The sequence below is a fragment of the Paludibaculum fermentans genome (assembly GCF_051172195.1).
Taxonomy (GTDB): Bacteria; Acidobacteriota; Terriglobia; order Bryobacterales; family Bryobacteraceae; genus Paludibaculum; species Paludibaculum fermentans_A.
The window spans coordinates 1741911-1766969 of the sequence record NZ_JBPJAQ010000001.1; the positions used below are offsets into that span (position 1 = coordinate 1741911).

Genomic DNA, 25059 nt, shown 5'->3' on the forward strand with positions numbered 1-25059 from the left:
AGCGGGATGAACGAAGAAAAACAGATTCGGGTATTCAGCGTGGACGATCATCCACTGCTGCGGGAAGGCATCGCGACGATCATCAACAACCAGCCCGACATGGTGCTGGTCGCGGATGCGGCCAGCGGGAGTGAAGCGATCCAGGCATACCGTAACCACCTGCCGGATGTGACGCTCATGGATCTGCGGCTGCCTGACATGAGTGGAATCGACGCGGTCATAGCGATCCGAACGGAGTTTCCCGAAGCGCGCATCATCATGCTCACAACGTTCGAGGGTGACGTGGAGATCCAGCGCGCCCTGGCCGCCGGCGCCCGCGGCTACCTGCTGAAAAGCATGCCGCCTAAAGAACTGGTGGAGGTGATCCGGCAGGTGAACGCAGGCAAGAAGCGGCTGCCGGCCGAGGTAGCGGCACAACTGGCCGAGCATCTCAGCGACGAGGCGCTGACTGATCGCGAGATCGACGTGCTGCGCCATCTCGCAGGAGGCAACCGGAATCGGGACATCGCCGAGCTGCTGCGCATCTCCGAAGAAACGGTGAAGGTGCATGTGAAGCATCTGATGGAAAAGCTCGGGGCCAGCGATCGAACGCAGGCGGTGGCGATTGCGGTGAGGCGTGGGGTCATTCAACTTTGAGGCCCGGAACACCTAACACGATGGAGGTAGAACCATGTGCCGAAGTCGAGGGATTCACTTTGCTCGCCCAGCCGCTACCTTACTGTCAGGTGCGCATTTAGGGCACGGTCGGTGTTGAAGGAGACGCAAGCTGCAGAGGCTATTTTCAACGTTTCCAGGCGGGTGGCCTGGAGTGGGCCTGTTGCTGCTTCGTGCCGCGGCGGGCGTGACGGCAGGTCTTCAGGGCGCTGTCTACCTGGCTGGCCGCGACGACGCGGCGGCCTGGATCACGATCGCGGGACTGGCCTGCATCCTAGCTGGCCTTACCCTGAGTCTTGGCCTGATGACCCCCATCTCTGGCGCCCTGGTGGCGGCGGAGGCGGTCAGTGTCGGCATGTCCTGGCTGCCGGCTCCCGCCCAGAACCTGTTCAATGCGCCGCTGTCCGTCGTGTTGATCGTCATCGTCGCAATCGCGGTGGTCTTCCTGGGCCCGGGTGCATTTTCCCTGGATGCGCGGCTGTTTGGGCGGCGCGAAATCATCATCCCGCATCTGCCGCGAAGCCCCAAGCCGTAGGCCGTGGAAGCCGGCAATCTCTTCGTTGAGCATTTGAGGCCGGCGCGCGTTGGCGTACTACACAAACAGTGTTACCTCAAAAGTGGTAGCGTGTGATCCCGCTTACAGAGGTAGATAACAATCATTACATATCGGGATAGTTTCCTTTTGCGATTCCCGCATATTAGATACGTAGGGTCGAAGCGGCAACAAGGACCCAAAACGGAAGGACACAAGGAACATGGCGGCAATTGCCAGCTCGATGCCACAAGCCTCCTGGGCAGGGCCTGAGCTTCGTTGGAGCTTGAGATCCGCGAAAGCGGCAATTCGGGTCCTTACGGTGGATGCACATCCGCTGGTGAGGGAAGGACTCGCGGCGGTAATCAATAAGCAGGAAGGCATGGTCGTGGTGGCCGAGGCAGCCAGTGGAGAGGAAGCCGTGGCGGCGTTCCGAAAGCTGAGGCCGGATGTGGTGACACTCGACCTGCAGCTTCCGGATGTGTCCGGCGACCTTGTGGCGCGGCAGATTCTGGCGGAGTTCCCCACCGCCCGCATCGTCGTGATCACGGGCCTGCAGGGCGACGCGCATATGCTGCGGGCGCTGGAGGCGGGTGTGAAGGGCCTGGTCCTCAAGGGCATGCCGAACGGAGAATTGCTCGACGTAATCCGCCAGGTACACTCCGGGCGGAAGGCGATCCCCCGCCAGGTGGCGTCGGCGCTGGCCGATCATCTTGGGGAAGAGACATTGACGCCGCGGGAGGTGCAGGTGCTGCGACTGGTAGCGCGAGGCAACCGCAACAAGGAAGTGGCCGCCCACCTGTCCATTGCGGACGAGACGGTGCGGATGCATATGAAGAACATTCTCAGCAAGCTGGCCGCGAATGACCGGACTCATGCTGTGACCATTGCCTTGACTCGCGGGTTTATTGCGCTTTAAGCTGCTGCCGGGGTGACGCTGAAGATCCGGCAGCAAGTATTCCATCTGGCACCCTCAGGTCCGCGTCCTGACCCAGAGGCTGCCCCATCTGATTAGTCCGATTACTAGGTTTACTTATCTTGTTTGTTTTGGCACGAGCGGGGCAAAGAACCGAGTGAGGAGCGAAGAATGAGGTATCCAATCAGCACCGCTGGTGCAATCCGGAAATGGGCCTACTGGCCCGGCTGGAAGTCTACGGTATGGTCGAGCCTGGCAGGCCTGCTCCTGCTGGCCGACGGAGCCGGCGCCCAGGAGCCGACCAGGGCCGGACAGATTGAAAAGCAGCGGGCCGAGAAGGCCGCGAAGCTGAAACCGGACGAAGTGTCGCCTGCCGAGCGCCGCCTGCGCGACTTCCGTGATCAGCATTACATGGAGCGGTTTGCGGCGGGCATCCACGGCTTCCGGCCGAAGATCGGCAATATGGTGACCAGCGGCGGCTTCGCGATCGGGCCGGAGTATTACCGGAACGGGTTGGCCAACGGCCTGATGAACGTGAGGGCGTCGGCGCAGATTTCGACGCGCAAGTACTACAGGATGGACGCGGCCATGAACATGCCGGAGCTGGCCAAGGGCAAGCTCGCCTTCGACGCGGTCGCCGTGCATCGCTACTACCCGTCGATTCAATACTATGGGACGGGTCCGGACACGCCGAAGGAGTTCCGGACGAACTTCCTGCTGGAAGACACCAGTGTGGATGGCACCCTGGCGCTGCGGCCCTGGAAGAACCTGGTGTTGGGCGAGACCAGCGGGTATCTATGGACGAATGTCGGCCGCGGCCGAGACAGCCGGTTCGCCTCGGCCGACTCCGTCTTCACTCCGGCCCAATCCCCCGGGATCGATGTCCAAACCAACTACTTGCGCAACGGTGCCTTTGCCCAATGGGACTACCGCGATAATCCGGCCGGCCCAAAGCAGGGCGGCAACTACGTGATGCAATACACCTGGTATCACGACAACCGCATCGGGACGTACAGTTTCCGGCGGCTGGATGTGGATCTCCAACAGTACATCGGGTTCTTCAACAAGACACGGGTGATCGCCCTGCGTGCCAAGGCTCGGTTGAGCGACACGGATCGCAATGAACAGATCCCGTTCTACATGCAGCCGTTCCTGGGTGGTTCGGATGACCTCCGGGGCTACCGGCCATTCCGGTTCAACGACCGCAACTCAATGGTTCTGAACGCCGAATACCGCTGGGAGATCTTCAGCGGACTGGATGGGGCGATTTTTGCCGATGCCGGTAAAGTCTTCCCGCGCAGGGGTATGTTGAATTTCCGGGATCTGGAGTCGTCGGTCGGATTTGGCTTGCGGTTCAATGCCCGCAACCGGACCGCGGTCCGCGTGGATGTGGGCTTCAGCCACGAGGGCTTCCAGGTATGGTTCAAGTTCAACGACGTGTTTGCGACGCGGCGGTTCGGGACAAACGCCGGCCAGCCACTGTACTAAGGAGAGAAAACGATGCGTCGACTGATCTTATTCCTATGCCTGGCCGGGCCACTGGCGGCACAGAGGTTCTATGTGGATGATCCGCTGGACAAGGAACCGCCGCCCCTTTCCGTGAGTGATCTGCTGAATCGTAAACTCAGCGATTACTATGACTTGTTCTCGAATCAGTTCGGCGATGTGGGTGAGCGGCAGCCGCGCGGCGGCACGCCCATCCGGGCGCAGGGAGTGAACACTCTCGGCGAGCCGATGGATGGCGGCTGGTATCAGAAGCGGCATTACTACCACCGCATGAGCCGTGAGGAACTGGTGCGTGGACCCGGGGCGGAGAATCCCCCTTCGACGAGCGGGAAGTGGACCATTGTGGCAGCGAAGTCGGAAGGCGTGACGCCAGGCTTTGCGGTGGTCGACTCCGAGAAACAATTCTATTACGTAAAGTTTGATCCGCCGTCCAATCCTGAGATGGCGACGGCGGCGGACTCGATCGGTGCGCGGTTCTTCTATGCACTCGGCTACTATGTGCCGGAGAACTACATCGTGCACTTCAAGGCTGACCAACTGCAACTGGGGCCAGGGGTAGAAGTTGAGGACGCTACCGGACGGAAACGAGCCATGACGCAGGGTGACGTCGCGATGCTGCTGGCCAGGGTCCCCGTGGGACCGGACGGACGGTATCGGGCTACAGCCAGCCGTAGCGTGCCGGGCAAACCCATCGGTCCGCCACGATATCACGGGACCCGCACGGACGATCCGAACGACATTGTTCCCCATGAGCACCTGCGCGTGCTGCGTGGTTTACAGGTGTTCTGCGCCTGGCTGGATCACGATGATTCGAGGGCGATTAACAACCTGGACACAGTCGTGACAGAAGATGGCCTGTCGTTTGTCCGACACTACCTGCTGGATTTCGGCTCGGCCCTGGGCAGCGCCACCAACCGTGCGAACAGCCCTCGTTCCGGTGACTACTTCTTCACCTGGAAGGGCAGCGCGGCGCAGTTGTTCACCTTGGGCGCGAAGCCACCGTACTGGGCATTTGCCCACTATCCTAAGCATCCCTCGGTGGGGTTGTTCGAATCCAGGGTATTCAATCCGGAAAAATGGGTGCCGGAGTATCCCAACCCCTCCTTTATGAACCGCTTGCCCGACGATGACTTCTGGGCCGCGAAGCAGGTGATGGCGTTCAGCGACGACGAGATTGCGGCGATTGTCGGTACGGGGCACCTGAGTGACGCCAAAGCCGCTGCCTACCTGGTTCAGTGCCTGCGCGAACGGCGGGACAAGATCGGAATGGCGTATTTTGCCAGGGTGTTGCCCTTCGACTCGTTCCGAATTCAATCTGGCCGGTTAGGTTGGGATGATTTGAGCAAGCAGCATGGATTTGGAGTGGTAGGGAACGTGCAGATCCAATGGTCACGGTTTGATAACCAGACTGGGATCCGGACTCCACTGCCCGACGCAAAGGGAGAGGCGGTGCCTCCAGTTGGCGGGTATCTGGCGGCGGAGTTGAGTTCGCCGTCGAGGCCCAAGCAGACCGTGGTCGTGTATTTGCGGCAAAACGGAGATCGGGCCTCTGTAGTGGGTGTCGACAGGACTTGGTAGCTGAACTGAAGAAAGGGTATCAGGACGGTAACGCCATGATTCGAAAGCAAGGGACCGCGGAATCGTTGAACGAAATCTACACGGTGGCGCTGCTGCTGACGGGCAGCCGGCGCAGGGCCGAAGCATCGGTGACGGAAGGCCTGCGGCAGATCACGGACAGTGATGTGCGCTGTGAATCGCTGCGGGAGACGCTGCTTCAGCGGACTGTGTCCGCGGCGCTGGAAGGACCACAGCACTGCGAGGCTGACCTGGGGCTGCCGCCCGAGATGCAGCGGGTGCTCGCCTTGCCTGTGCGCTCGCGTCACTGCTTTGTCCTGCGTTTTCTGCAGGATACGCCGCTTGAGCAGTGCGCGAGAATGCTGCGCATCCGGCCGGAGCAAGTGGCCGAAGCTGCTGCCTCTGCGGTGCGGATGCTGGCTGAGGTCATGGTGACCGAGCGGGCCGCTTGAAGAACATCAGGCGAAGGGCCCGCAAACCTCACTGACCGCAGGAGGGTAGAATACAAATTGATATGGTTTCCACAAACGACGGACCGCGGAGCGCACCCAAAGCAGCGCCAAGTGCATGAAAAAACCTTACATATTGGCGATCGACGACGACTCCGCGGTCTTGCGCGCGGTGGAGCGCGACCTCAAAGCTAAGTTCTCCCAGGACTATCGCATCATCGCGGTGGACTCACCACAGAAAGCCATCGATGTTGTCCGCCAGTTGACATCCCGTGGCGACCGGGTGGCACTTTTCCTGGTCGATCAGCGGATGCCGCAAATGAGCGGCACTGAATTGCTACAGGAAGTGATCGCACTGCAGCCGGCAGCGAAGCGGGTGCTGCTGACGGCTTATGCGGATTCGACGGCAGCGATCGAAGCCATCAACAAGGTCAAGCTCAACCACTACCTGATGAAGCCCTGGGAGCCGCCGGAGCACAATCTGTACCCTGTGCTGGCTGACCAGCTCGAAGACTGGCAGGCGACCAGCCGCGAGGAGTTCGACGGCGCCATTGTGCTGGGTACGCGATGGGCCCCGGAGACGCACAAATTAAAGGACTTCCTAGCCAAGAGCCAGGTGCCGTACCGCTGGCTGGAACCGGAGGGAGTTGCGGACGCCAGGGTACTGGCGGCCCTGGCCGGCCGGAGTCCCGCGCTACCGGCGTTGATCTTCCCGGATGGGACCCTGCTGGAGCAGCCCGATTTGACGCAAGTGGCGCAAAAGCTGGGCTTAGCCACGGTGCCGAGCCGCCGCTTCTACGACGTAATTGTGATTGGCGCGGGTCCGGCTGGTTTGGCTTGCTCGTTGTACTGCAGCACTGAGGGTTTGAAGACCGTCCTGGTGGAGCGAGAGGCGGCCGGCGGACAGGCTGGTCTCAGCTCCAGGATCGAGAATTACCTGGGATTTCCGTCCGGATTGAGCGGAGCGGATCTGGCGCGGCGCGGCGTGGCGCAGGTACGCCGCTTCGGGGTCGAGGTGCTGGCTCCGGCGGACGCAGTGGGCCTCTCTGTGGAGGGCGAATACCGGGTGGTCCGGCTTTCGAACGGCCAGGAGTTGGCCGCGCACAGTGTCGTGATTGCTGCGGGTGTACAGTGGCGGCGACTGGATGTGCCTGGGATGGAACAGCTTACGGGCGCGGGGATCTACTATGGAGCGGCCACGACCGAGGCGGCCTCGTGCAAGGATGAAGACGTATACATTGTCGGCGGCGCGAATTCGGCTGGACAGGCCGCGGTTCACTTCGCTGAAGTCGCGCGATCGGTGACCATGATCGTGCGCGGCGATGCCCTTTCGAAGTCGATGTCCCACTATCTTGTGCAACGGATCGAGACCATCCCGAACATTTCGGTGATGCCGAACGCCGAAGTGGAGTCCGTCTGCGGGGAAGGCCGTCTGCAGGAGATTAGCGTACGGCGCTTTCCGGACAAACGAGTGGAGAAACTGCCGGCGTCGGCGCTGTTCATCTTCATTGGAGCGGAGCCACACACCGAATGGCTGGATGGCGTGGTGCGGCGGGACCAGAAGGGCTTCCTGCTGACGGGCGCGAATGTCCTGTCGGAGGGCAAGCGACCAGCCGGCTGGAAGATGGACCGCGACCCCTACCTGTTGGAAACGAGCGTTCCGGGAGTGTTTGCGGTGGGCGATGTGCGCGACGGTGCGGTGCGGCGGGTGGCGAATAGCGTCGGCGAAGGGTCGATCGTGCTCTACTTCATTCGCCAATACATGCGGAATCGGTAAGGGATCAGATGCCGGAAGAGACGTACGAGCCAGTAACGGTCGATGACCTGATGCAATCCCCTCTGTTTGAGGAGGAGAGTGCCGAAGCAGTGGCCTGGATCGCGCAACAGATGCACATCCGGCGGCTTGGGGCCGGGGAGATTCTCTGGAACCAGGGCGACGTGGTAACGGAGTTCCAAATGGTCCTGGAAGGCGAACTCCACTACCGGCGGGACGATGATCCGTACGCCCAGTTCATTGTGGGGACCGCCGGCCACCCGACAGGGGTGCTGCCGTTTTCCCGCATGAAGAAGGCAACGGGCCGCGTCTGGGCTGTGGTGCCGACACGGCTGGCTGCAATGGAAGCATCGCACTTGCGGGAGTTGGTATATCGCGCTCCCCTGGTCGCGCAACGGCTGGTGGCCCAGATGACCGACAGGACGCGGGAAATCACGCGCATGGAAGAGGGTTCCAGCCGGTTGTTGGCGTTGGGGAAGCTGGCCGCGGGGCTGGCACACGAACTGAACAACCCGGCATCGGCGGCGGTGCGGTCCTCGGCGCTGCTGCGCGATGTCTTGAGCCGGAGGCGCAAAGCGGGCGTGGCGCTGCATGGCGTCGTCTTCCCCGATGGCGTTCGGGAAACCATGACCGAAATGATCCAGGCGCTTGAAGAATGCCTGAGCACACCCGGTGACATGGATGCTTTGGAGCGGGCCGATATTGAATCGGACACAACAGACTGGCTGGAAGACAATGGTCTGCCGGCGGCGCTGGCATCGGAACTGGTGGAAGCCCGAGTGACCGTGGAGCAGTTGAAGCCGCTGGCTGCGGCGGTGCCGGTCGAACCGCTGGCCAATTTTCTGCGCCTGATTGTAGCGGACCACCAGACCCTGTGCCTGACGCGTGAACTGGAAGAAGCGTCGCGGCGCATCTCGGAACTGGTGCAGGCGGTGAAGCAGTACTCGTACATGGACCAGAGTCCGGTGGCTGAAGTGGACGTGGAGCAGGGGATTGACCTGACGCTGCGCATGTTCCAGCACCAGTTAAAGCACGGTTTCACGGTGAATCGGAAGCTCTGCGGCAATCTGCCGAGGGTGCAGGCCAACGGCAGCGCCCTGAACCAGATCTGGACGAACCTGATCGACAACGCGATCGACGCCATGGAGGGGATGCCGGCGGATCAGCCGAAGATTCTGACGGTGAGAACCTGCCTGGAGGCGGAAGGTATCCTGGTGGAGATCGGGGACAATGGTCCCGGCATCCCGGCGGAGGTGCAGAGCCGGATCTTTGATCCGTTCTTCACGACCAAAGGGGTGGGCAAGGGGACCGGCCTGGGTCTCGACATCGTGCGGCGCATCGTGAGAAGCCACCGCGCGACGATCCTGGTGAATTCGGAACCGGGGCGGACGGTGTTCCAGGTGAGGCTCCCATTGACGCCCGCCTGAGGTGAGTTGTGGGCACTGTGTGTCCTGGCGGCAAGAGTGTTCTAGAATTGAAAGGTGTAGTGATGTCGGGGCGTAGCGCAGCCTGGTAGCGCACCTGCCTTGGGCGCAGGGGGTCGGGCGTTCAAATCGCCCCGCCCCGACCAATGGAATCAAGTAAATACAGCCGCTTCCTCGGAGCCCGAGAAAGTGGCTGTAGTCGTTTTTGTAGCTGCGGCTATCCCCAAGCTTCAACGCTCATATATCCTGAATGAAGTTACACCTGCTTCTAAGCAGGGGGGGCGCAGCTTCGAGTCCTGACGGTGCTACCAATGCTTTCAATCGGTCAGGCAAGATTTCCGCACATTGAAGCATACTGTGTAGGCGGATGTCGATGATCATCTGAAAACGTAGTTTTCTGAACCTTCAGCCGCTGGCGACAACATCATCGCGCCGGAGGTGCCGCATCATCGAGACTGCCTGCCTCCTCCTCTTGGGCGCCTCGACGCTGTTTACGCACTTTCGATTTCGCGCCTGTAGTGAATTACTCGCTCCATGGCTCGACCAGCCGAAGAGGCCAAAGAGTTCGTACTCCGTCATCCACAGCCGCAGTTCCGCTTTTGAACAGCGCATAGCCGCAGCTCCCTAACGATTGGCCTCCATCACCACTGCATCTCTGACCGCCCTAAGATATGCCTCACCGACAATTCCAAACAAGAATATTCTGACTTATTCGGTATGCCACGCCTACCCAGCCGTTCCACCTGAAGTCACAGGACAAGGAGTAGCTTCGGCGGATACTGAGTGGCGGAATCTAGCAAGTGAGAGTGGTTTTGCGGGCATTGGCGTTGCTCCACCTCGATGCGGGAAAGAGTGCTCTTCACGCTGCCCAGGCTGTGCCATTCGCTGCGCAGGCGATCCGAACGATCGGCAAGAGGCACCATGATTTCGACCCTGATCGCCGCTGAAGCGGTCAAGCGGAAACTGGTTCCACGTGCGGGTCCGGAAACAATTCGAATCTTGCTCCAAAGCCACGACCTGAAGCCGCTGCAGGAAGAAAATGTGGTGGGTGGCCAAGTTGGATGATCTCTACTTCTCCAGGATGGAGGATGCTCTGGCGCCGCATGAGAAGCCGTACATCCTCCGGCCCTGCAGTTAGGAGTGCGCCATTGAAATCGGGCCCCTCCAACGCTCAGCCCGCAAAGATCTCTCGCAATAACGCGGTCTTTATGATATAAAACTCGAAGGCTCGCGCCTGGATGCACAACTGTCCCAGCGCGCCCGCTCTTCACGCGTAGCAAGGAGGAACTCTGTGGTGCCGAATCGATTAACGCCTCCGACTCTTGTCGAGGTACTGTGGGAGGCGCGCGGCTACTTCCTCGTCGCGGTAGCTTGCACGTGGGCAGGCTACGTCATCGCACACAAGGCGCTTTGGCCCGCACAAAGTGATTGGCCATCATTGGCGCTGTTATGGTTGCTTCTGTTGCCAGCATATGTAGCCCGCGCAACACTATTTGAACAGACAAACGTGAAATGGTTTGCAGAGAACCACGACAATCGTCAGTGGCTAAGGAAACTCAGCATTCAATTTTCATTAATTACTTTGGCACTCAATGTGCCCCTGGGGCTACTCATCCTTTACGCCTCGCCGACTCCTGCGTTTGACAGTCGCCAAAATATTTTGATCAGGGCTGGGCTTACCATCTTACCGATGTATCTCATGACGTTTCATCTGGCTCTTAAATGGCCATCCGAACCAACCCTGTATAGCTTTAGACTTAGAAATTTCTTCCCTGCATTCTCAACCTGTCTTATGCCATTCATATTCGGCTATTCCGGAGTCAACGATCTTCCGTGCGCAATCATTGGAGTTGCGCTAATTCTCAGCTTCTGGGCGCTCGCTCAGTTTATCACTCACAAAGGCCTTGCCAAGGTCGGTTTTCGCGTTTACGTAATAGTTCTATTGGCCATGATCATCTCCACTTTTAATAGTGACTCTCAGGTGGGAAGATGGATCTGGGTATGCACCTTCGGTATACTCACAACATTGGTTATGGGCGTGTCGGAAGCATGGCGTGTTACTACTAGAATCCTCAAAGGCATAGACTATAGGCCGGCCGGCCCGTATACTGACACCGAGCGCGCCCTCTATCTTGGCGGAACCAATCTTGCGACAGCTTCTCTCATTCCTTCATTTCTTTTAACCAGCCTACATCCAGCAACTACAAGTATCTATCTTTCGTCGATCATTATCCTCCTCGCACTTCAATACATTTGCTGGTTCGTTGACCGAACACCAAATAAAGGAACGTATTGGCCAACTCTCGGACTCGTATTTGGTTTTCTTATTCCATTGGCGATTGGAATGGGTACTAGGTTTGACTCCGGCATAGTCATACTTACAGGAGCAAAACTGCCGGAACAGCTTTCTGACTTTGTCACAATCACGAGCGTTTTTGTGTTAATTATCGGATATTTTATCAAAGAGTATTGGCAATCGTTTCTCCGGCGTGATCAGCGTGTTCAGATGGCATCCATTTTCTTGTCAACAGAAGTGTGCTTGGTTTTCACTGGCATTGTTTCTGCGCTATTGGGTATTCTAATGCCAATCCTGGGGTTCATCTATCCGGCTGTGTTTGGCGCAATCTCGTCGGGACTGGCGAACAGAATGGCCATCCTACTACGCGCCTATCTATTTGGCGCGGCACTCTGCCTCATTGTCATATTCTTCATCCGTCTTCGGCGAGGCTCGGATCCAAGCCCTGCGGCGCCCGGAACACCTCCCACTCAGCCGCCTACCCACACGGCCGCATTCCGTCTCCTGAGTGGGCTCTTTACTTCGACTCGCCCAATTACTTCATCGATACCCGGAATTATGACAGCTGTCGTCATGTTTCGAGCTGACGCAAATATAGCCAACATTATTTCTGGCAGTGCTGCAATGGCCCTCATCACAATGGCTGGCTTTATAGCCAATGACGTTTTTGATCGTCACAAAGATAGACTTGGTGGCGTTGTTCGGCCTATAGCGGCTGGTATTATCCCTCCCATGACGGCTGTCGTATTTGCGTCGCTCCTTTTCTGTGTAGCTGAGTTCATAGGAGGAGTATCAAGTCAGGCTGCGAGAGTCCTCCATCTGACCGTAGCTCTGTTGATTATTTATTCTCCATTTGCGCATCGATACACGAAGTGGAAGGGATTTTATACCGCACTCCTATGCTGTCTGCCAATCGCCTACGCGAGCGCGGCGACCAATCTAGCTATAGACGTTCGCCTATATATTGTACTGGTGCTGTTCGTTCTTGGCAGAGAAATATTGATAGATGTTCGTCAATTGGAATATGATTTGCGTGCTTCCTTTTTTACTCTGTCAGGACTACTCGGAGCCAGGGCTGCGCAGATTATTGCTTCTTTGTTAATGCTCATCGCCGCAATATGCCTTGTCTTTCTTTCATCGACCTCGCCAGGGCGGTTTGCGGCTTTATTGTGCCTTGCACTTACTGTTCTATTTGCCTTCCTGCAGCGGAGGTTGTCCATCGCGAGGCAAACTGCCTGGTCTCGCCTTTCGCTTGGCGTTGGTGCTATTGCATTGGCGATGTCTGTCTAGGTTACCCAAGATGACGCCACCATCGAAGCCGCAACGGTCCTGGAAGGCCCTTCTCGCACCTCTTTTGTATGGTGCCCTATTGGTCGGACTGCAATTGGCTGGTAAACTCGAACTAATCCCGGCTCCATCTCGACTCGCGGAGTGGCTCGTTGGTGTGCTAGCTACAAGTTCGTTGTTGATTATTGGACTTTTTACGTTCCTAGAGAACATTGCGGTGATAAATATATATTTCCCTGGATCGGTTGTTATCCTAGCATCGATGGCCGCTACGCATGGTGACATACGGCGGGCGTTGACTACGTACGTCGTTATACTTTTGTGCGCCTTTGCAGCACATCATATTAACTATTTTTTCGGTAGAAGAGTCTATATCGAGAGACTTGTAACAGCGCGGCGCGCGGGGCTAGGAGTTTTTTGGGGACTGGCCACATATTGGCATCCGCATCTTGGATCCATCTATTCATATCAACTTGGGTCAAAGAAGTATTCTTATCTTGATTTCGTCCGGATTTGCGGCATTGCATGGGGGGCATGGAGTGTGTTCTGGGCTTGTCTTCTGTATACATTAGGTAGCGTCCCTCAGTCCGGCAATACTTGGGTATTGGTTGCCTTCGCGTATGTTTTCGGATGGGCCTGTTGGGAGGCGCTGCAGATTGTTGTCGGTGAGCGTATTTTGCCGTTGTTGCATAAGCGTTGGCATTGGCGCAGGGTGCCGCCTGAATGATCTTTCAACGCATCATAACAATACTCGGTGAAAGCACACGATATTAGGACGCCCACCTTGACCTCTCATGTGGATGTGGGTGATGACATGTACAGCGTTATTGAGCCAATAATAGCATCTGTCCCGTACAGCAGCATGATATATTTGAATTATCATGGAAAATCAACTCTAGCGGCCTGTCCTTCCAGACCTTTCAGCAGCGTCGGGGTACACATCGACAGCTTTCATTTGGCAAGTGAGTACGACTGAAGACACTTTGTGAGGGATAGACTCTAAATACTGTCCATGTGAAGGAGAAAGAAAAGTGCCCAACTCCTGTAGCTTCTACGAGGGAAGATGGGCACCAAGGGTGGCCGAATCGCCGACTTCTTACTTTGCGCGCGAGGCCGAGGGGGCAGATGCTTTCCGGCCCAATAGATCCGAGAGGATCTTGACGATCAGCAAATATACAAGTATCGCTGCAAGCAATGCCTTAGTCTGACCAAGGCGACAAGCAAGAGCGAGGAACACGCTACGACCACTTAAGGCCACAAATGCAACAACGAGAGAAACAAACGCAGCCGCCTTGGCGGTTCCACTCATTGAGCTTTCCTCCTTCTGCTGTCATTTGTTTTTGACAGCGAAGAAGCCATCACGACATCAATCCACATTTACTGTGGACCTCTTCGTCGGCAAAAATGCAACTCTATTACATGTCTAGGAGGAGGTACAGTCATTTTGACAGATTTGACGTCTGTAGGCAAGCAGCTCAGTATTTGTTGTCAGTATTTGTCGGTACTGATGGTTAGGATAGTCGTGGAGCAAGCATTTATGTGGCCAAGCTGTTCTTTCTGATTGTCATCTGATATCCAGAGCGGATGACGCTATATTGAGATTCAATGCTCGCCAAGAAGGTGTTGATTGCTGCCCTTGGGCGCTCCGACGCCGAGAGAATTACTGAAAGATGGTTGTCGAGCATTAAATAGTCGTCAAAGACCAAGATACCGCCTGGCCTAAGCACGCGCCACGATTGCACTGCGTCCACAAGGACATCCTCAGGACGATGTGATCCGTCAACATAGATGAAGTCAAAGTGGTCCTCAGGAAACGTAAATAGAACATCTTGTGACTTTCCTTTGTGTTTGATGACGTTACGCGGGTTTCTGCTCCTAGCTACATTCATCTCAAAAAACAATTCTCGATCATCTTCGAAGATGTCGATGCATTCAATACGCGCGTCCTGACCGGTAAGAATATTGTCTATCAACCAACAAGCTGAATAGCCTTCCATCGAACCAATCTCTAGGAACTTCAAGTGCGGAACGCCTACGAAACGCGCTAAGTCTTCTCGCCAGTTCGCTATTCGTGAAGAGAAACAGTCGAATCTGATTTGATATGGTCCTCGTTGAAGTTGAGCCTGGCATGACATAGTGAAGCGAGCGATTTCGGTCTTTGTTTGCACAGCCAACCACGGAGCAGCTTCAGCGAGCGATTGGACTGCGTACCGGGACAATATTCGACAGTTTTCAGGTGTATCATCAGGCCCCAGGTCGGACTCGGTGCCTAGGTCGAGCTGATGGAGACACTCTTCAAGCGCCGCTATCCAAATGAGGACAGCTTCATCTGTCACCGTTTGCTGCGAGGGGAAGAGTTTAAAAATAAAGTAGCGTCTTGCGAGAGCAAGCATGTTTTCCGTGAGTGTCATAGGTCATTCAAATCATCGCGACTACAACTGCACGAGGAGGAGTGAGAGTATCAACAAGAACCGGGTATTGTATGTATTACCCGTTCCAGTGCGAACGCACGGATGTTGCCGAGGGTGTTTGCCCTGTTGATGTGTAGTGTTAAATTGACAGATTGTCTAGGCGCATGCCTGATTGCCATATTCTCCAATCGCATAGATGGGTGCATTACATCTGCTCCGTCCCCACCCTAACAAATGTCGCGTGGCTCACTCAAGTAGCCACCCGCGATAGAGGGAGCTGGTTGCGGCGAGTTTCGGGCACTGATCAGCTTTTCGAGATCGCCGGACGGCGTACTCCGAGGATGTCGAAACCGCTGGTACGGCCTTTGTGGTTCCGGGAGCAGCTTTTGGTGTGCACGACGGCCGAGTACAAATGGATCGCGAGCCGCCGTTCGGTGATCAAGCCAACTCCTGGCCCGTGTGAGATAGTCCGAGACGGTGGCCTAGCCCAGGGTGCAACTGGCAGCGATCTGGCGCTGATTGAGTCCCTGGGCGGACAACCGTAGGACGCGTTTCAACTTATTCATAGACAACCTCTTCTGCGGCAACCGAACCTCCTGAAGGAGGACTGGCAAGCCGCAGGTTCGATTGTCCAGCGCCGTCCGTTCCGAGCCTAGCCGAAGGTGATCGGCATAAGTTCGGAATCGTGATCGGTCTGACATCGGAACGCTGATCGGCATCGCTCGGAATCAGCATATGGTTGGATACGAGGTGGAGGATCCACACAGCTCAGTTTGCTGGAGATGAGCGAGAGCAATTCTCGGCTATCTGCAAGTTATCACAGGTCTCTGGCAAGTCGACGTTTGAGGCGATCGACGCTGTTAGGAGGGATCCAAGCGCCTCCCGGGCTGCACGCGACGCGGCTTCATCGGCGTTTAAGGCCCGGATGCGCGAAGGCGACGACGGTCCCCCAGTGCTTTGAAGTTAGAAGTTGGGGGCACCGTCCAGTGTCCGAAGCGCGGTTGTGGTATCGAATTCCTTTGTTGTGGTCCCGTTGCGCCACTTTCGAGTGTGCAGCTTTGGTCGCTCGCCTAAGAGAGCTGATGGATTGCGACCACAATGTCCTCTCGCCATCTCCGCCAGGTCGTAGGTATAAACAAGAGGAGAATCGGCGACTGCGAGCCATGCCTGGACATGAATCCGAGGATGTCGAAACCGCTGGCGTGGCCTTTGGGGGCTCTGGGAGTAGATTGGTGGTGTGCACGACGGCCGAGTGCAAATGGACTGTAAGCCGCCATTCGCCAGTCAAGCCAACTCATGCCGCCCCACGAGGCACGAAGATAGAAACTTCCATACACCCGGTCTCTAGCGAACCGCAGGCCGCATCCGCCGCTCACTTTCAACCCCTTCACCAGTCCGGGGTTTTTGTTCGTGGCGTTCGCGGGAGACGGCGTCCGGTTCCGGTTTGGCCGTAAAGCATGGTTTGCCTACTCACTCACGGCTTCCCTGACATACATATTCGAGAGGATTCAACCAGGAACCGCTGCACCCGCGCCGCCGATCATCTCGTATCTGTTGAATCATTCTTGCCCGGAGCACCACCATCCCCGCCGCCATTGCGGTCGGGAAGGATGTGAACGGCGGCGGTAGAGGGAGGGGGAGCTTGCCCGGGTCGCGGCGGGAGATCCGGCACCCAGTATCCCTACGGCGACCCAGACGCTAAGCTGCGGGTAAGAGAACGGTGCGTGCCAAGCGGAAATCGACCGTCCTCGGGCTTCTCAAGGTGGGACGATGAGACGCATACGATCCAACTGTCCCGGAAAACCAGCTTCGCACTCTCCAACGCCGGCTGAGAGAGTGGAGCACAGCGATTGCTAGAGGCCTAGTTCTCGGCACCTCACCCGACGCGCCGGACAACCAGGAAGAGGTCACTTCATGATGGGGGCCGCCCCTAGACCCCCGGGATGTAGCGCCTTATTGAGCGGTTATGTTCTAAGAGTTCTGCAAAAGCAATGAGGGTCATGGTAAGCCTTTCTGATCCGTGTAGCAGCGGAAGGAAGGAAAGGACCGATGACCCGAAAGAAGGATACCGCGGACCGGGTGGACTGGAAAGCGGTGATGTTGGAAGACCAGGATTTCGTGAAGGCACTTGTGCAGAACGTCGTGCAACAGGTGCTGGATGCGGAGATGGATGAGACAGTTGGAGCGGCGCGCTCCGAGCGCACGCCGGCGCGCACGGGCTATCGCAGCGGCTCCTATGTTCGTGGGCTGGTGACACGGGTCGGCCGCATTGAACTGCGGGTGCCGCAAGACCGCCAGGGGCGCTTCCGGACCGAGGTCTTTGAGCGCTATCAACGCAGCGAAAAGGCGCTGGTCGGGGCATTGGCCGAGATGTACGTGCAGGGTGTGTCGACGCACAAGGTCAAGGCGATCACGGAGGAGCTGTGCGGGCACGAGTTTTCGGCCTCGACGATCAGCCGGATCAACCAGACGATGGACGAGGAACTGGAGAAGTTTGCGACACGGCCGCTCGAAGAGGACTATCCCTTTCTGATCCTCGACGCACGCTACGAGAAGGTGCGAGAGGACGGGGTGATCCGCAGCCGTGCCGTGCAGGTGGCGATCGGAGTGAACTGGGACGGCCGGCGCTGCATCCTGGCCGTCGAACTGGCCAACCGGGAGAGCACCTCGAGCTGGCGGGAGTTTCTTGTGAAGCTACGGCAGCGTGGTCTGCGCGGGGTAGAATTGGTCGTCAGTGACGATCACTCGGGCTTGAAGCGCGCGATCGCCGAAGTCGTGCCGGAGGCCGCTGGCAACGTTGTTGCGTGCACTTTCTGCGCAATGCGCTCGACCACCTGCCGCGCAAAGCCGATGACGATTGCCTGACCGAGTTGCGCTGGATCTACGATCGCCGCAACCTGGCCGAGGCGCGGCAGGATCTGGCGGCGTGGCTGAAGAAGTGGGAGTCGCGCTACGCCAGGTTGTGCCAGTGGGTGGAGGAACAGATCGAGGAGACGCTGACGTTTTACCGTCTGCCGCAGGCGCACCACAAGCATCTGAAGTCGACGAACATGCTGGAACGGTTGAACGAGGAACTCAAACGCCGGACCTTGGTAGTGAGGATCTTCCCGAACGCGGCGAGCTGTCTGCGGCTGGTGCGTGCCCTGGCGGTGGAGATCCACGAGGACTGGGTGGAAGCGACCCGCTATCTGAACATGGAGGAACTGAAGGAACACAAGAAGCAGCTCCTACGAGACATGCAGCCCGCCGCCTGACGGCGGCCGGGGGTGACTACGGGATTGAGTGGAGACGGGGACTCGCTGCCCCCGCCTCCACACCTCCACCCCCGCCCAAACAGAAGGCCCCATGAAGCTCAGTACTTTTGCAGAACTTGACACACACAACTTATTGAGCAGGCATTGATTGCAGATGGGGTGGCTCGATGGCCGCCAATCATGCCCGCACCCAAGTCAACCCTCCGGTTCTATCCCTGGAGAGCCCTATCCTCCGGTTGGGTAACACCAGCATAAGCAGCTAACGAATTGCGGTCCAGAGTAATCTTTCACAGCCGAGAATGGTGATTTTCCAACGACAGATGGGCATAGGCAACATGTCCTCGTGAGGCAATGCGCCAGGAGTTCTAATTGTCGCCCGTCACCTGGTTGACGACGCGGCCAGGCCCGTACATGACGCAGTCCTCGGCAGTGCACTCAAACGCTTAGTTGCACACCGACAAGCCGCACCAAGACATCACCGTAAACCGTTGCAAACACCGGCCACCATCGCATCCGCAAGTGGAAAGCTGGCTCCAGAGATAAGTGCCGTCAAGAGCGAGCCCGGCGCCGGGTCGCCCTAGTCCCCGGTGATTTGCGTTGCGAGCAGATAGCAGCTTGTGCCGAGGTGTTCACCTTCCATCAGGTGGACCCGGATTCGCTCGCCTTCCAGCGCTGACTCGACTTCCCCGCGGATACCCGGATCGACCATAATCACTTTGGATTTGCTGACCAATAAAGCTAGGGCCAACTTGTCGGTGTGCTCCATCGCGGAGACGAAGAGTTGCCAGTCGTCCACGTAGAGCACACATCCTGCAGTGCTCAGGGTGTGCATTCGTTGGTTGAGGGAGAATCCATTCGTCGCCGTTTGCCTAAGCCTGACGAAGCCAATGCGAAGGAGGGCACACAGGAGGCAAGACAGACACAGCAGATACAGCCAGTGAGATGCTTTCGCTGGAAACAGCCGCATCTTCGACTCGGTCGCGATCACCGAGCCTCCTCATAACGAGGATAAAGGATATTAAGCAGTACTGATTGGGCTTTTTCCTTGGTCCGGGTCCACCACAAGCCAGTCCTTGTCCAGGGACAATAACGTCCGATACTCGTCGCCAAGGGCAGTGGCGTATGCATCGTGACGTGGCATGGGAGCGTCCAACCAGTCAAGATCAGTCCCTCCAGCGGCGAGGAATTCTTCACGATCAATCTCGGCTCGACGGTAGAGTTCCGTTCTGAGTTCGAGAATGCGGGCCTCGGGAAGTGATGCTGCGACTGCGCTCATTTGGTTGACGATGCTCCTCCATTCAAACAATGACCAGCAATTGGCGCTCCGAACTGCGCCTGCGGCCGGCGAGCACACCTCGGCAATCCAGACAGCGACTCACTGCGCCGCCGTAAACTGTGCAATGCCAAGATGATACATCAGGTCGTCTTCTTGACACGGAAGTACGTATCGCTTCGTCACGACTTCTTCTTTTGGGTGGGATTCCCGTCTGGACGTCGACGTACAAGACGCCTCGCCGCGCCCCGAATGATCGAATTGAGATCTCACGTCTCAAACTGAGACATTCGCGCCAATACCCGCATGGACACTCTTCAAACGAAACAAAGCAACCTTGCCGGACTCTGCCCTTCCCCAAGGAGCCTGTCGGTATAAGTGCTTCCTGCGTCGGGGAAGTCTCCAACACGGAGTATGCCGCCGACAGGGCGCTCTGCCCCCGATTCGATGAGCGGGCGAGTGGGGCATCCGAGCCGATAGTGACTCGCTTTAGGTGCTTGAGTTCGACGTTGAGCCCTTGTCGATCTCCTCGGCGATGATCGCGGCCCTGAGGTGGTCGATGTACTCCCGGAGTTTCTCCGCCCGCTGCGAGCAGAGTGCGCACTCGGCCAGATGAGCCTGGATTTCGGTCATTTGGTCTGGAGTACACCGCCTGAGCAGGGCACTCTCCAATTGTTCTTCGTCAATGTGCTCGTCCATGAATCACGCCCCCCAATTGACTCAGTCCCATATCGATGAAGGTGGTTGCGCAACAACAGCATCCATCGTCATTCGAACACTCATTCGGTCAACGCGTTCTGCTAACGTGAAGCTCCGTCTTCCAATGGCTCTCAAATGTAACACCCTCAGCATCCACTCCGTCGTCTGTTGTCCCGGCCGAACGATGGCCGGCCGCAGTTCCAAAACGCGCTGGATCAGGGCTGCTTCGGACAGGTGGACGGCGAATTGCGAGTTAATTTCGGTGCATAGGCGGTGCGCTGCGTGGAAGCCCTGATGCTCGGTTGAGCGGCCAGCCGATACGGTGTGATTCTTCACAGACTGGCGGGCATCCACGTGCGATCTCATTGGTACAGCTCACTTTCGCGCCGAATGCTGTGCATGTCAATTGATTTCCTGGGTGCGGTGCCTCACGCGGATTGCCGGAATGGGGGAATGAGGTGTTTGGCGGTGCCTCAAGACGCAGCACGCGGCTGTGCGCGCGGCCACCCATGAGAATTCACGCTTGGCGCTCCTATTGTTGGCCGAACAAACAGCAGCTTGCGAGTACCCTATCGACTCATTTCCCTGCCAGGTGGCCTAGGAATTCTCCACGGAAGCAACTGCCTTCGCAGAAAGAGGGTGGCGGTTCATCAGCCTGTCTCCTTCCGAAATCTACGATCCACAGAGAAGTAGGCGAATGAGACAAGTCACCATTGCAGAAATAAGGGTAGTAAGAGCGAAATATCCTATACTGTACTCGTGCTGATCCGTCGTCGAAGCTACCAGGCACAAAGCGGGAACGGGCTTGGCTTGGTGATTAACAACAGTTCATTCGCTTCGTCTGGCAGAGCGGGATTCGCATGCGTTGCCGACGCTGCTAGTGGGGGTTGGTGCCGTCCTTCGCGACGGTAGATGCGTTTTGTTCTGTGCCTTGTGAAAAGCCATGCAGAAGATTCCCTCCGAAGAAGATATCGCGAAGGTCCTCACACAACTCGTCAAGCATCTGAAACATATCGAGTTAGCTCAAGCCGAGGCAGTTCTTGTGCGCCTTTCGTTCCATCGGCTGCTGAACCCGGTGTACAAGTCCAGCAAAGGAAAAAAGGTCCGATTTGATCCCGTAGCCTACTTTGGAACCAGTCGAGTTTTGCAGACGGCTGCGTATGTCGCTGATTGTGAAGAATCTATCGAGCGCGGCAAAGCTCATCGCGCTCATCTCGCAGCGATTGCGGCGGCGACGCGTTGGACTGGCCGCGAACGCGATCTGCAGGAAAGTGCAGAGACCAAAGCGATCTGCACCGCGGCCTAGATACAACGCAGAGCATATCTTTGCTTGAGATCGGGCATCGGAACCTCGGTATAGACTCTTCGGCCTTCAGCTGCATGCTCCACCAGCCAAATGACCTCGCTCGTGACGTGAGCGTCCAATAGTTTAAACTCGACCGCCTTTGTTTCTTGTTCGGGACTACGTGCCTGGCCGATGAATCCGACGAGGAGCTACGCGAGGAACCCCCGCCAACGACGGATCGTATCCAACCGGCTAACGTTCCCCTGGATTAACGAGTCAGGATTGCGTAGTATTTGAACGGGAACCTCATGCATTTCTCACGGAAGGACTTGATGGATCTTCAAGAGGGTTGGAGCGCAGGACAATGCGGGCGGGCTCGGAAATCCCGGAACTGATGCAACCGGTGCGAGGCGTTGGCGTTCCACTTTCCCTCACTGGTGCGATACTGCATCGCTATTTTGGGCCGCGGATGTATCGTTGCTCAAATAGCGTCGTGCCCAGCCGGCCGAAGACGGCCGCCGGGACCAAATCGGCATGTCCGAAGACGCCGGTGATGCTACTCACGGGTTGGGGCCAACGAAATAGTATCGGAAGGCGACGTGCCGATCCGCGTGGAGGTGGTCCTGCGTAGGCTGTCGTACCGTCGCGACGTGCAGATAGCTCTCCAGCAATTCGCGGCAAAAAGAGCGCGAGCTTCTCGCTTGAGACTGGAAGAGGGTGTGGGGTGAGAGGGGGATACTCAGCGTGATGGGATCGACTCGCCCACGGTTGCTCATCGTTGACGACGAAGCGCCCCAGATGCAAGTGCTGCGCAGCATCTTGGAGCTGGAAGGCTACGACACGACGGGATTCGTGTCGGCCAGTGAGGCACTCGAAGCGCTGGCAGGTCAGGAGTTTGATCTTATCCTAACGGACCTGATGATGCCTGAGATGGACGGCATATCGTTTTTGCGAAGTGCGTTTGCGTCCGATCCCAACGTCGTCGGTATCGTCATGTCCGGCCAAGGTGCGCACGACACAGTAGCAGAAGCGCTCAAAGCCGGCGCACTCGACTACATTCTCAAGCCATTTCAACTGAGTGCGCTTCTTCCAGCCTTGGTGCGAGCGCTTACGATACGAAAGCTCCGCATGGAGAACATACAACTCCGCGAAGCCATGAGTATGTATGACGTCGGTTCAACTCTTTCTCTTCCCCTTGATACGAACGCCGTCGCTCAAACGCTTGCCGACACCGTGCTTCGGCAAACCCAGGCCCGCAGTGTATCGGTGTTGCTTCTCGACGTTGACAAGAACGAGCTGCGATCAGTCGCCGCATGCGGCGAGGAATCCGAAGGAGTAAAGGATCTGGTCATTCCGCTTGATCCTCTTCTCGCCGGATGGGTGAGCGACTGTTGCAAGTTGCTCATCAACAACGACGAAGGCGTCGACTTGAGGGGCGGCTTTGTGATTCCCTTGTCGGGGCTTGTGGGGATATCCGTTCCCATGCTGGTCGCACGTCGCCTCATCGGCATCGTGAATCTCCATCCTCGGAGCAGCCGCCAGCCGATTACCCGCGATCAGGCTCGGGCAATGAATATGCTCATCGGCGCCACAACTGCTGCACTGGAGGCATCGTCTCAATTTGCACGGTTAACGACGGCCGAGCAGCGATATCGCGGACTTGCGGATACCGCACCGGACGTGGTCTTTCGCTACGATTTATGGCCACGCCCATGCTTTGCATACGTGAACTCGGCCATCAAGACGCTCACCGGTCATCCTCCCGAGGCATTCTACGCCGATCCGCACCTCGGATTAGAAATTGTTCACCCTGAGGATCGGCACCTGATGGAAGAGGTCTTGTCGGGCGCCTCTCCCAGTGGCGGCACAGTCACATTGCGATGGGTAAGCAAGGATGGTACGGTTGCCTGGATCGAACACCACAGCGCCCATGTCCTGGATGCCTTGGGAACACTGGTGGCGGTGGAAGGCATCGCGCGCGACATTACCGAACGCAAGAATCGTGAAGAGGAGCTGCGACACGCGCAGAGAATGGAGGTCATTGGCCGACTTACGGGTGGCGTCGCCCACGACTTCAACAATCTTCTGACAGTAATCAATGGTTACACCGCAGCGATGCTTGACGAGGTACGGGACAACGCCCACTTGCGGGACTCGCTGGGGGAGGTCCGGAAGGCTTGCGACCGCGCTGGCGTGTTGACCCGCCAGTTGGTTGCGTTCGGGCGAAAGCAGTTTGGGGTGGTGCGAACGTTGAATCTGAACAGTATTGTCAGTGACAGCGAGAACATGCTCGGTCGCGTTTTGGGCGATAACATCGAGTTCGTGACGGTGCTCGACCCGGCATTGTCCAATGTCAAGGCGTACGAGGGGCAGGTAGAGCAGGTCCTCTTGAATCTCGCAATCAACGCACGCGACGCGATGCCGCGGGGGGGAAGATTCACGATTACCACCAGCGATTCACAGCTGGTAGACGGAAGTCGGCATCAGGCCGGCCCCGCTGCGAAGGAGGGGGTCGTCGTGCTTGTCGTCAATGACACGGGGTGCGGCATGGACGCTGCGACGCTGTCTATGGTTTTCGAGCCGTTCTTCACTACCAAGGGGCCCGGACGGGGCACCGGCCTGGGATTATCCATTGTGCAGGAGGTCATCCACCAAAACGGCGGCAGGATTGCCGTCCGAAGTGAACCTGGCAAGGGGACCACATTCACGATCTCTCTGAAATCCACCCACGAGCAGGTCGCCGTCTCGGAAGCATATCGTGTCATGCCTGATCTTCCGCGTGGCACCGAAACGATCATGGTTGTTGAGGACGACGCTGCGGTCCGGCACCTGATGTGCGGCACACTTCGGCACGCTGGTTACCACGTGGTGTCCGCAAGGAATCCTCGAGCTGCTCTGCGCCTTACCCAGGACATCGCTGGAAAGTATGCGCTGGTCGTGGTCGATCTCGGCATGCGACAGATGAGCGGCCCCGCACTGGTTGACGAGCTAACAAGACAGATTCCGTGGCTCAAGGTCATCTACACGTCGGGGCGAGCTGTCGATTCCGGCGAGGAGATCGCGCACCTTGACCCAGCAATGCCGCTTATCCAAAAACCGTTCACTGCGCACACGCTGCTATTGGCGGTAAGAACGGCGCTGGACTTCGGTTCTCAGTAGGCAAGCCGACGAGTTATTCCAGTATCAAGCATTCTGCCCGGCACCAACACCCCAGCGGTTACATTGACGGTCTAGGACCGGAAGTGCGTTATTCCGGTAGTGTTAGGGCAAAGGGGGTTTAACCAGACAATGGGTGTCGCGCAACTTCAGCAGAAATCTGACATTTTCTGCGAACGTGCTGCGAGACAGTGAGACAAGATTGAGTTTCTATGCCGCCGTGCGAGATATCTTCTGATAGGGAAGCACATGCATCAGCGGACTACGCCCACCGTTATGTCGGCCTGGCTCGCTCTGTAGATGCCGCCGAAGTAATCCATCCCACGCAGCCTCGATGGCCCCGCAAACCAGTTGATTGGGCGCGTCTTGTGCGAACTCGTCCATACCTCGCACGCTGCTTGTAACGTGATAAATCAATGAGGCTTAGCTGCATTGCTCCGTGCTTAGTCAACGCGTCGGCCACGGCAAAGTGACGGAAAAGCACCCTCTCCCTGCGTACGCAGCGCGTCTGCAAACCTCGCTCGCGAGCAGCGAATGCAGGTTTGCGCAGCGCCACAGTCGCGCATCG

The 25059-nt window shown here is 57.4% G+C and carries 16 protein-coding genes, 1 tRNA gene and 1 pseudogene; 14 read left to right on the plus strand and 4 right to left on the minus strand.

Annotated features, from left to right (window positions below; all coding sequences use genetic code 11):
- Window positions 1-6 precede the first annotated feature (6 nt).
- The 11 genes from ACR9Y2_RS07070 to ACR9Y2_RS07120 all read left to right on the plus strand — a co-directional run bounded on the left by ACR9Y2_RS07070 (window position 7) and on the right by ACR9Y2_RS07120 (window position 12416).
- The gene (locus ACR9Y2_RS07070) at window positions 7-636 is read left to right on the plus strand and encodes a response regulator (protein ID WP_435040360.1); all 630 of its coding nucleotides are present in this window, start codon (window positions 7-9) and stop codon (window positions 634-636) included.
- 172 nt (window positions 637-808) lie between these two features.
- Window positions 809-1189 carry a hypothetical protein gene (locus ACR9Y2_RS07075; RefSeq protein WP_435040361.1) on the plus strand — a complete coding sequence of 127 codons (381 nt, stop codon included), beginning with the start codon at window positions 809-811 and terminating at the stop codon, window positions 1187-1189.
- Window positions 1190-1430: 241 nt separating this feature from the next.
- Window positions 1431-2105, plus strand: a complete 675-nt coding sequence (locus ACR9Y2_RS07080; RefSeq protein WP_435044826.1) for a response regulator — start codon at window positions 1431-1433, stop codon at window positions 2103-2105.
- 168 nt (window positions 2106-2273) lie between these two features.
- Window positions 2274-3590: a BamA/TamA family outer membrane protein gene (locus ACR9Y2_RS07085; protein ID WP_435040362.1), complete on the plus strand. Its 1317-nt coding sequence runs from the start codon at window positions 2274-2276 to the stop codon at window positions 3588-3590.
- Window positions 3591-3602: 12 nt separating this feature from the next.
- The gene (locus tag ACR9Y2_RS07090; protein WP_435040363.1) at window positions 3603-5186 is read left to right on the plus strand and encodes a hypothetical protein; all 1584 of its coding nucleotides are present in this window, start codon (window positions 3603-3605) and stop codon (window positions 5184-5186) included.
- Between the two features lie 35 nt (window positions 5187-5221).
- A complete protein-coding gene (locus ACR9Y2_RS07095; RefSeq protein ID WP_435040365.1) occupies window positions 5222-5635 on the plus strand; it encodes a hypothetical protein in 414 nt (137 codons plus the stop codon).
- A 115-nt stretch (window positions 5636-5750) separates the two neighbouring features.
- The gene (locus ACR9Y2_RS07100) at window positions 5751-7409 is read left to right on the plus strand and encodes an FAD-dependent oxidoreductase (protein WP_435040366.1); all 1659 of its coding nucleotides are present in this window, start codon (window positions 5751-5753) and stop codon (window positions 7407-7409) included.
- 50 nt (window positions 7410-7459) lie between these two features.
- Complete coding sequence (locus ACR9Y2_RS07105; RefSeq protein WP_435040368.1) at window positions 7460-8833, plus strand: sensor histidine kinase; 1374 nt, start codon at window positions 7460-7462, stop codon at window positions 8831-8833.
- 66 nt (window positions 8834-8899) lie between these two features.
- A tRNA-Pro gene (locus tag ACR9Y2_RS07110) sits at window positions 8900-8976 on the plus strand.
- Between the two features lie 775 nt (window positions 8977-9751).
- On the plus strand, window positions 9752-9895 hold the full coding sequence (locus ACR9Y2_RS07115) for a hypothetical protein (protein ID WP_435040370.1): 144 nt from the start codon (window positions 9752-9754) through the stop codon (window positions 9893-9895).
- A gap of 229 nt (window positions 9896-10124) precedes the next feature.
- Complete coding sequence (locus ACR9Y2_RS07120; protein ID WP_435040371.1) at window positions 10125-12416, plus strand: UbiA prenyltransferase family protein; 2292 nt, start codon at window positions 10125-10127, stop codon at window positions 12414-12416.
- 1532 nt (window positions 12417-13948) lie between these two features.
- On the opposite strand, the gene ACR9Y2_RS07125 is transcribed toward ACR9Y2_RS07120, so the two are convergent.
- Complete coding sequence (locus ACR9Y2_RS07125; protein WP_435040372.1) at window positions 13949-14824, minus strand: class I SAM-dependent methyltransferase; 876 nt, start codon at window positions 14822-14824, stop codon at window positions 13949-13951.
- Between the two features lie 2097 nt (window positions 14825-16921).
- On the opposite strand from ACR9Y2_RS07125, the pseudogene ACR9Y2_RS07130 reads away from it, so the two are divergent.
- A pseudogene (locus tag ACR9Y2_RS07130) lies at window positions 16922-18078 on the plus strand (IS256 family transposase).
- Between the two features lie 577 nt (window positions 18079-18655).
- Here ACR9Y2_RS07130 and ACR9Y2_RS07135 read toward each other — a convergent pair.
- The 3 genes from ACR9Y2_RS07135 to ACR9Y2_RS07145 all read right to left on the minus strand — a co-directional run bounded on the left by ACR9Y2_RS07135 (window position 18656) and on the right by ACR9Y2_RS07145 (window position 20050).
- The gene (locus ACR9Y2_RS07135; protein ID WP_435040373.1) at window positions 18656-19066 is read right to left on the minus strand and encodes a hypothetical protein; all 411 of its coding nucleotides are present in this window, start codon (window positions 19064-19066) and stop codon (window positions 18656-18658) included.
- Window positions 19067-19096: 30 nt separating this feature from the next.
- Window positions 19097-19354, minus strand: coding sequence for a hypothetical protein (locus ACR9Y2_RS07140; RefSeq protein ID WP_435040374.1), 258 nt, complete (start codon window positions 19352-19354; stop codon window positions 19097-19099).
- A gap of 486 nt (window positions 19355-19840) precedes the next feature.
- Window positions 19841-20050, minus strand: coding sequence for a hypothetical protein (locus tag ACR9Y2_RS07145; RefSeq protein WP_435040375.1), 210 nt, complete (start codon window positions 20048-20050; stop codon window positions 19841-19843).
- A gap of 943 nt (window positions 20051-20993) precedes the next feature.
- Between ACR9Y2_RS07145 and ACR9Y2_RS07150 the strand changes: the two genes are divergently transcribed.
- Window positions 20994-21356, plus strand: coding sequence for a hypothetical protein (locus tag ACR9Y2_RS07150; protein WP_435040376.1), 363 nt, complete (start codon window positions 20994-20996; stop codon window positions 21354-21356).
- Window positions 21357-22082: 726 nt separating this feature from the next.
- The gene (locus ACR9Y2_RS07155; RefSeq protein WP_435040377.1) at window positions 22083-24494 is read left to right on the plus strand and encodes a response regulator; all 2412 of its coding nucleotides are present in this window, start codon (window positions 22083-22085) and stop codon (window positions 24492-24494) included.
- Window positions 24495-25059 lie beyond the last annotated feature (565 nt).